We start from the raw sequence: 6,102 nt of genomic DNA on the forward strand, positions 1-6,102 counted from the left end.
CTGTGTGATGGAAGCGCTGTTGACCGTATCGGCCCTGGTGGCCGCCGGCTTGCTGGCCTGGGCCGTGCCGCGCTGGCGCCTGCGCCGCGCACTCGCCCGGCCACTGGCCGCCACCGAACTGGCGATCCTGGAACGCAATGTCGACCAGTACCGGGCCATGGATGCGGGCCAGCGCGCCCGCCTCGAGCGCCTGGTGCGGCGCTTCCTGCACGAAAAAACCTTTGTCGGCTGCGCCGGCCTCGAGATCACCGAGGAGATGCGCCTGACGATTGCCGGCCAGGCTTGCCTGCTGCTGCTGGGCGCGCGGGGCGAGGCCGTATATCCGACCTTGAGCGCGGTGCTGGTCTACCCGGGCGCATTCCTGGTGCCGCGCCGCCAGGTCGACGCGGCCGGCGTCGTCACCGAGGAGCGCCAGGACTTGCTGGGCGAATCCTGGGGCGACGGGCGGGTGATCCTGTCCTGGGACCACGTGCGCCGCGCCGGCATGCGCGAGTTGCCTTCGCATACGCCGTTGCACAATGTCGTCCTGCACGAATTCGCCCACCAGCTCGACAGCGAATCGGGCACCACCAACGGCGCACCCTACCTGGGCAGCCAGGAGCGTTACCGCAGCTGGTCGGAAGTGCTCTCGCGCGACTTCGCGGCGTTGCGCCACGACGCCTGGTTCGGCCATGAAGGCGTACTCGACCATTATGGCGCGACCAACCCGGCCGAGTTCTTCGCGGTCGCCACCGAAGCCTTTTTCGAGCAGCCGCACCGCCTGGCCGTGCGCCATGCGGCCTTGTACGAGGAATTCCTGAAGTATTACCGGGTCGATCCACGCGCCTGGCAGGCGCCGCCGCAACTCGAGCCGGACTACAGCGTTGTGTATGGACAATGGCAATAGACTGCGTGCGTTTGCGTACAGAATGTGCAGCCCAGCAAGAGCAAGCTTCGGATATCCAACGATAACAACGGAGAAACCATGTCCACCATCATTGCAGGGCATTTCCAGACCCAGGACGAAGCCGACGCCGCCGCGCAGGCGCTGGCCCAGGCCGGCTTCGCCCAGGACCGTCTCAGCACATTTTACCTGAGCCAGGCCGGCCAGCACGACATGACGCCGATCGGCGGCGATAACCTGCATTCCCCAGGCGCCAAGGAAACGCCGGTGGGTGTGGTGCAGGGCGGCGCCACGGGAGGAGCGATCGGGGCCATCGTCGGCGCCGCCACCGCGCCGGTCACCGGACCGGCCGGCCCCATCGTCGGCGGCCTCGTCGGCGCCCACGTCGGCTCGCTGTTTAGCTTCAGCAAGATGAAAGACGCCGGCGAACATGAGGAGGGTGGGCGCGCACCGGTCGAGCAGCGCAAGGCCGGCATGCTCGTCGCCGTCGCCTTTGACGATGCCGCCGTCGAGTCGCGCGCGGTGGACGTGTTCCGCCAGCTCGGCGCGGTGCAGATCGAACGGGCGCGCGGCAACATCGTCGACGGCGACTGGGCCGACTTCGATGCCTCTCAACCCCCCGATATCATTCATTAAGCGCGGCATCCCACAGGCCGCAGCGTCGCTGCGGCCACTGCCTTGTAAACCTTGATCCATGTCAAAGGCGTCCTCGTGTGGACTCCTAGACTTGTCGCTTTCGGCCACCGGCCGATATTGACGAGGGGACAACATGGAAGAGAACAAGGTTGCACTGGTAACGGGTGGGATGGGCGGACTCGGCACGGCGCTGTGCCGCCGCCTGGCCGATGCGGGCTTCACGGTAGCCGTCACCTATTCGCCGTCGAACGCTTCGCCGGAAGGATGGCTGGCATCGCAGCGCGACGACGGCTACCGCTTTCGCGCCTGGCGCCTCGACGTCACCGACGACCGCGCCTGCGCGGCCATGATGGCGGCCCTGTTCGCCGAACTCGGCCGCATCGACGTGCTGGTGAATAACGCCGGCATCACGCGCGACACCAGCCTGCGCAAGATGACCCTGGACGACTGGCACCAGGTGCTGCGCACCAACCTCGACAGTGTGTTCCACATGAGCCGCCAGGCGGTGGGGCCGATGACGGCGCAGCGCTGGGGCCGCATCATCAACATTTCCTCGGTCAACGCGAATAGCGGCGCCTTCGGCCAGACCAACTATGCGGCGGCCAAGGCCGGCATGCATGGATTTACCAAGGCGCTGGCGTTGGAAACGGCGCGCCACGGCGTGACCGTGAACACGGTGTCGCCGGGTTACCTGCGCACCAAAATGGTCGAGGCCGTGCCGCAGGAAATCATGCAAACCAAGATCTTGCCGCAGATCCCGCTGGGACGGCTGGGCGAGCCGGAAGAGGTGGCTGCGCTGGTCGCTTACCTGGCATCGGACGCCGCCGCCTTTATCACCGGCGCGGACATCGCGATCAATGGCGGCCAGCACATGCGTTAAAGTTTTTTCTCGAGGCGCGTCTGGCAACCGATGCACAGGCGCGCCTCGGGACGCGCCTGCAGCCGCGAAAAGCCGATGTCGCCGCCGCATTCCTCGCACAGGCCGTAGCTGTCGTCTTCGAACTTGGCCAGCGCATGGCGCAGCACCTGCATCCGCGCCGCGTGGTGGCCGGCGGCCTCGAGGGCGAGATCGTTGAGCAGGCGCACGGTGGCCTTGTCGGCGGGGGAGGTTTCGACTTCGGAGACCGGCAAATCGCGCGCGCCGTCCGCCGCATGCGCCTCGTCGGTACGGGTGAGGGCCGCCAGCTGCGCGGCGAGCGCGGCGCGCAACTGGGCCAGCTGGCCGGCGTCGAGGGCTGTCATGGGAAGGTCCGTGCGTCTAGCTGCGCACGGCGGGATGCCGCGCGCGGGACGGAGTTTGAAGCCGAACTCGAGCAGTGCCGTTCATCGCCGACTCCCACATGAACTGGTGTGGAGCCAGTGTAGCGCGATGCGCGCGTCATGAACATCGGCGCACGCGCTGGAAAAGGTGCCTCAGGCGGGTTTGGCGGGCGCCTTGTTGGCGTCGATCGCCTTCATGTGGGTATTGATCTTGTCGAGCGCCGTGATGACCGAGGCAGCCTGGCCGGTCGCGGCCGCGCCCGCCAGTTGCAGCAAGCCGCCGACCAGCCCGGTGATGTCGCCGATGAGTGCGATCTTGCGGATTTTCTCGGCCGCGGCCGTGGTCAGCGCCACCACCACCTGCTGCGACTTGCCGAGCGATTTCACCACATAGGTGGCCGCATCGGCATACAGTCCGTTGGCGCGCTGGCGCAGCACCAGTTCGTCTTCGAGCAAGGCGCGCGCCGTGGCTTGCACGTGGGCCGGCACGATGCCGCCGTCGTAGGCGCGGATGTCGCGCATGATGCGCTCGTGCAGCTGGTCGGCGCAGGCCGACAGCTGATCCGCCAGTTCGACGATTTGCGGTACGCTGGCCAGGCCGCCGTTCGCGCCGGCGGGCGCAGGCACTGCCTTGGCGGCAGGGGCGGGGGCTTGCGCCTCCGGGGCGTCGCTTGCGGCATCGGCCTGTTCTGGCTGCGGCTCGCGCGCGACGGTGCTGGCTAGCGCGCCGGCGAATGCATCGATCGCCATGTCGGTTGCGTCGGCTTTCGGTTTCGTGTCTTTTGCCATGTCGTCCCCCTGAAAATCATTCGCTCGCGAGGCCTTCGCGGATGATCCGCAGGTCGCGTCCGTAATTGCCGAGCATGCGCTTGACGTCGTCCTGCGTCAGCTTGTGCAGGTTTTCGCGCAGCTTCTGGTGCCCGAGCGCCACCTTGGTCAAGCCCTGCAAGGCCAGGTCGTAGCGGCGGTCGATCAGCTTGTACTCGCTCGCCTTGTTGATGTAATGCACCTTGGCCAGCGTGACGAGCATGCGTTCGTCGCGGCCCTTGGCGAAAGGCAGCTCGACGTCGAAGATGCCGAGGATCGTCTTCTTTTCGTTTTCGTTGGTCTTGTAGTAGAGGCGGGTGAGCGAGATCATCGCCTCCAGCAGGGTCTGGACGTCGGCATCGCCGTCGCGCACCATGGTTTCCACGCTGCGGTTCTGGTAGCCCGAGGCGATCACGCGCGTCAGCAGGCGCGTCAGGCCGGTATAGGCGGCAATATGGCGCTGCTGCAAGCCGGATTCGGCATTCGCCTTGAGGCCATTGCCGAGGTCGTCGATGCGTTCGGTCAGGTCGTAGCGGGTGTCGCCGGCAAGCAGGCTCAGTGTCTGCATGTAGAGCACCAGCGCCTTTTGCACGCTGACGAAGTCTTCGTACACGGCGCGCCGCTTGGCGTCGTTTTCGCGCGCCAGCCGGTCGCTCGAGGCTGGCAGGTAGGGCTGTTCGCGCTCGTAGGTGTCGCGGTAGCGGCGCGAGAGTTCGGAATAGCCGCCGAGCTTGGCCGAGGCATCGGCGAATTCGCGTACTTCGACCAGGCTGACCGAACCCGTGGTCGCGGCGCAGCCGCCCAGCACCAGGTTGACGGCCAGCAGGCAGCCGGCGAGGGCATAACGGAAGGGTGTCATCGGATCCTCTCGGAGCGGCGAAATGCCGGACGGAAAGATCCTATTCTGGCAAACGCCGCTGTGGGCGGCGTTGCATTTAATCAATTACTGGAAAGGCTCAGGCGACCTTGCTACGGTCGAAGTGCGGATTCTCGATAATGCCGAACAGATTCCCGTCGGGGTCGCGCACGGTGGCCACGCGGATGCCTTCGCCGACGTCCGCCAGCGCTGCGTCGACCGTGGCGCCCAGCGCTTCCAGCCGCGCCAGCTCGGCGGCCGCATCCTCGGTGCCCCAATAGGCGGTCGCGCCTGCGCTGCCGGGCACGCCATCGGGAATCAGGCCCAGTTCGAAGCCGCCGACCTCGAAGCCGACATAGAAGGGCTGCTCGAAATAAGGCGCCTTGCCCAGCACCTGGCGGTACCACTCGGTGGCTTCAGGCAGCTTGGTAACCGGATAGATGACGGTGCGCAGTCCCTGGATCATGGCCTTCTCCTTAGTGAAAAAGCAATGGTGCCGTAGCCGGACAGGCTTGTCTAGCTGTGTGTTGCCAAGGATGTTTGCCGCGGGCCGCGCCAGCCGAGGCCGTCGAGCGTCGCGCCGGCCGGGGTGTACTCGCAGCCGATCCAACCGTCGTAGCCAAGCTCGTCGAATACCTGGAACAGGTAGGGGAAATTGATTTCACCCGTGCCCGGTTCATGCCGGCCCGGCACGTCGGCGATCTGGACGTGGCGGATCAGGGGCAGCAATTCGCGCAGGGTATTGGCCAGGTCGCCTTCCATGCGCTGGGCGTGGTAGATGTCGAACTGCAAGAACAGGTTGTCGACCGCGCATTCGCGGATTACGCCGGCGGCCTGGCGCGAACCGGTGAGGAAGTAGCCGGGCACGTCGCGGTCGTTGATCGGTTCGATCAGGAGGGCGAGTCCCTTTTCCTTCAGCGCGGCGGCGGCGAAGCGCAGGTTGGCGACATAGGTAGCGTGGGCGCGTTCGCGCGGCACGTGCGGCGGCAGGATGCCGGCCATGCAGTGCAACTGCTTGACGCCGAGCTCGTCGGCGTAATCAAGGGCGAGTTCGACGCTGTCCTGGAATTCGCCGATGCGGCGCGGGTCGCAGGCCAGGCCGCGGTCGCCTCCCGGCCAATCGCCGGCGGGGAAATTGTGGAGCACGAGTTCGAGCCCGTAACGGGCCAGGCGGCCGGCGATCCATTCCGGTTCGCAGGCATACGGGAACTGGAATTCGACCGCGTCAAACCCCGCCTCGCGCGCGGCCGCGAAGCGGTCGAGGAAGCTGAGCTCGGTGAACATCGTGCTCAGGTTGGCTGCGAATTTGGGCATGGCGATCTCGAATGTTGACAGCCCGTTATCGTAGCACTGTGGCGTAGAAGCCGCAGGCATGACCCAATCGTGCGTCGGACGGAGGGACGTAAGGTGGGCGGCTTCGCCGCCCACGCGTTCAACAATCGTTTGTTTTGTCGCGACATATCACCCGTGCGTCGAACGCGTGGGCGGCGTCGCGGCCGCGTAACCACAAGCGTTTGGGTGGAGCCGCCCACCTTACGGGTCTGCCGAGCATGGAACGGACCGTCGAAAAAAAAACAGCCCGGCATGCCGGTAATGCCGTTCAGTTAAGGCTGAACGGCATTTTTCTTTTGTAGTGTTGTAAACGTCTTCAGAGGCTGTT

At 65.9% G+C, this 6,102-nt stretch carries 8 protein-coding genes; 3 read left to right on the forward strand and 5 right to left on the reverse strand.

What is annotated here, in order from left to right; genetic code table 11:
• Positions 1-7: 7 nt before the first annotated feature.
• The 3 genes from IFT60_RS20430 to phbB all read left to right on the forward strand — a co-directional run bounded on the left by IFT60_RS20430 (position 8) and on the right by phbB (position 2,399).
• Positions 8-886, forward strand: a complete 879-nt coding sequence (locus tag IFT60_RS20430; protein ID WP_192055057.1) for a M90 family metallopeptidase — start codon at positions 8-10, stop codon at positions 884-886.
• Positions 887-964: 78 nt separating this feature from the next.
• On the forward strand, positions 965-1,519 hold the full coding sequence (locus IFT60_RS20435; protein WP_192055059.1) for a hypothetical protein: 555 nt from the start codon (positions 965-967) through the stop codon (positions 1,517-1,519).
• 133 nt (positions 1,520-1,652) lie between these two features.
• Positions 1,653-2,399 (forward strand): acetoacetyl-CoA reductase, encoded by a 747-nt coding sequence (phbB, locus tag IFT60_RS20440; protein ID WP_192055061.1) that lies wholly within the window; start codon positions 1,653-1,655, stop codon positions 2,397-2,399.
• Here phbB and IFT60_RS26965 read toward each other — a convergent pair.
• The 5 genes from IFT60_RS26965 to hyi form a co-directional block, all read right to left on the reverse strand.
• Positions 2,396-2,761, reverse strand: a complete 366-nt coding sequence (locus IFT60_RS26965) for a TraR/DksA family transcriptional regulator (RefSeq protein ID WP_192055063.1) — start codon at positions 2,759-2,761, stop codon at positions 2,396-2,398. The genes phbB and IFT60_RS26965 overlap by 4 nt on opposite strands.
• 171 nt (positions 2,762-2,932) lie before the next feature.
• On the reverse strand, positions 2,933-3,568 hold the full coding sequence (locus IFT60_RS20450) for a hypothetical protein (RefSeq protein WP_229511040.1): 636 nt from the start codon (positions 3,566-3,568) through the stop codon (positions 2,933-2,935).
• A 16-nt stretch (positions 3,569-3,584) separates the two neighbouring features.
• On the reverse strand, positions 3,585-4,445 hold the full coding sequence (locus tag IFT60_RS20455) for a hypothetical protein (protein WP_192055065.1): 861 nt from the start codon (positions 4,443-4,445) through the stop codon (positions 3,585-3,587).
• A 97-nt stretch (positions 4,446-4,542) separates the two neighbouring features.
• On the reverse strand, positions 4,543-4,908 hold the full coding sequence (locus tag IFT60_RS20460) for a VOC family protein (protein WP_192055067.1): 366 nt from the start codon (positions 4,906-4,908) through the stop codon (positions 4,543-4,545).
• Between the two features lie 50 nt (positions 4,909-4,958).
• A complete protein-coding gene (gene hyi / locus IFT60_RS20465) occupies positions 4,959-5,756 on the reverse strand; it encodes a hydroxypyruvate isomerase (protein WP_192055069.1) in 798 nt (265 codons plus the stop codon).
• Between the last annotated feature and the right edge of the window lie 346 nt (positions 5,757-6,102).

It is taken from the genome of Massilia sp. CFBP 13721 (genome assembly GCF_014842025.1).
In the GTDB taxonomy this organism is placed as follows: domain Bacteria; phylum Pseudomonadota; class Gammaproteobacteria; order Burkholderiales; family Burkholderiaceae_D; genus Telluria.

Excerpts from the sequence above, each read along its gene's own strand:
- IFT60_RS26965 (WP_192055063.1), bottom strand. The coding sequence starts at position 2,761 with ATGACAGCCCTCGACGCCGGCCAGCTGGCCCAGTTGCGCGCCGCGCTC.
- IFT60_RS20430 (WP_192055057.1), top strand. The coding sequence starts at position 8 with ATGGAAGCGCTGTTGACCGTATCGGCCCTGGTGGCCGCCGGCTTGCTG.
- IFT60_RS20435 (WP_192055059.1), top strand. The coding sequence starts at position 965 with ATGTCCACCATCATTGCAGGGCATTTCCAGACCCAGGACGAAGCCGAC.
- hyi (WP_192055069.1), bottom strand. The coding sequence starts at position 5,756 with ATGCCCAAATTCGCAGCCAACCTGAGCACGATGTTCACCGAGCTCAGC.
- phbB (WP_192055061.1), top strand. The coding sequence starts at position 1,653 with ATGGAAGAGAACAAGGTTGCACTGGTAACGGGTGGGATGGGCGGACTC.
- IFT60_RS20460 (WP_192055067.1), bottom strand. The coding sequence starts at position 4,908 with ATGATCCAGGGACTGCGCACCGTCATCTATCCGGTTACCAAGCTGCCT.
- IFT60_RS20450 (WP_229511040.1), bottom strand. The coding sequence starts at position 3,568 with ATGGCAAAAGACACGAAACCGAAAGCCGACGCAACCGACATGGCGATC.
- IFT60_RS20455 (WP_192055065.1), bottom strand. The coding sequence starts at position 4,445 with ATGACACCCTTCCGTTATGCCCTCGCCGGCTGCCTGCTGGCCGTCAAC.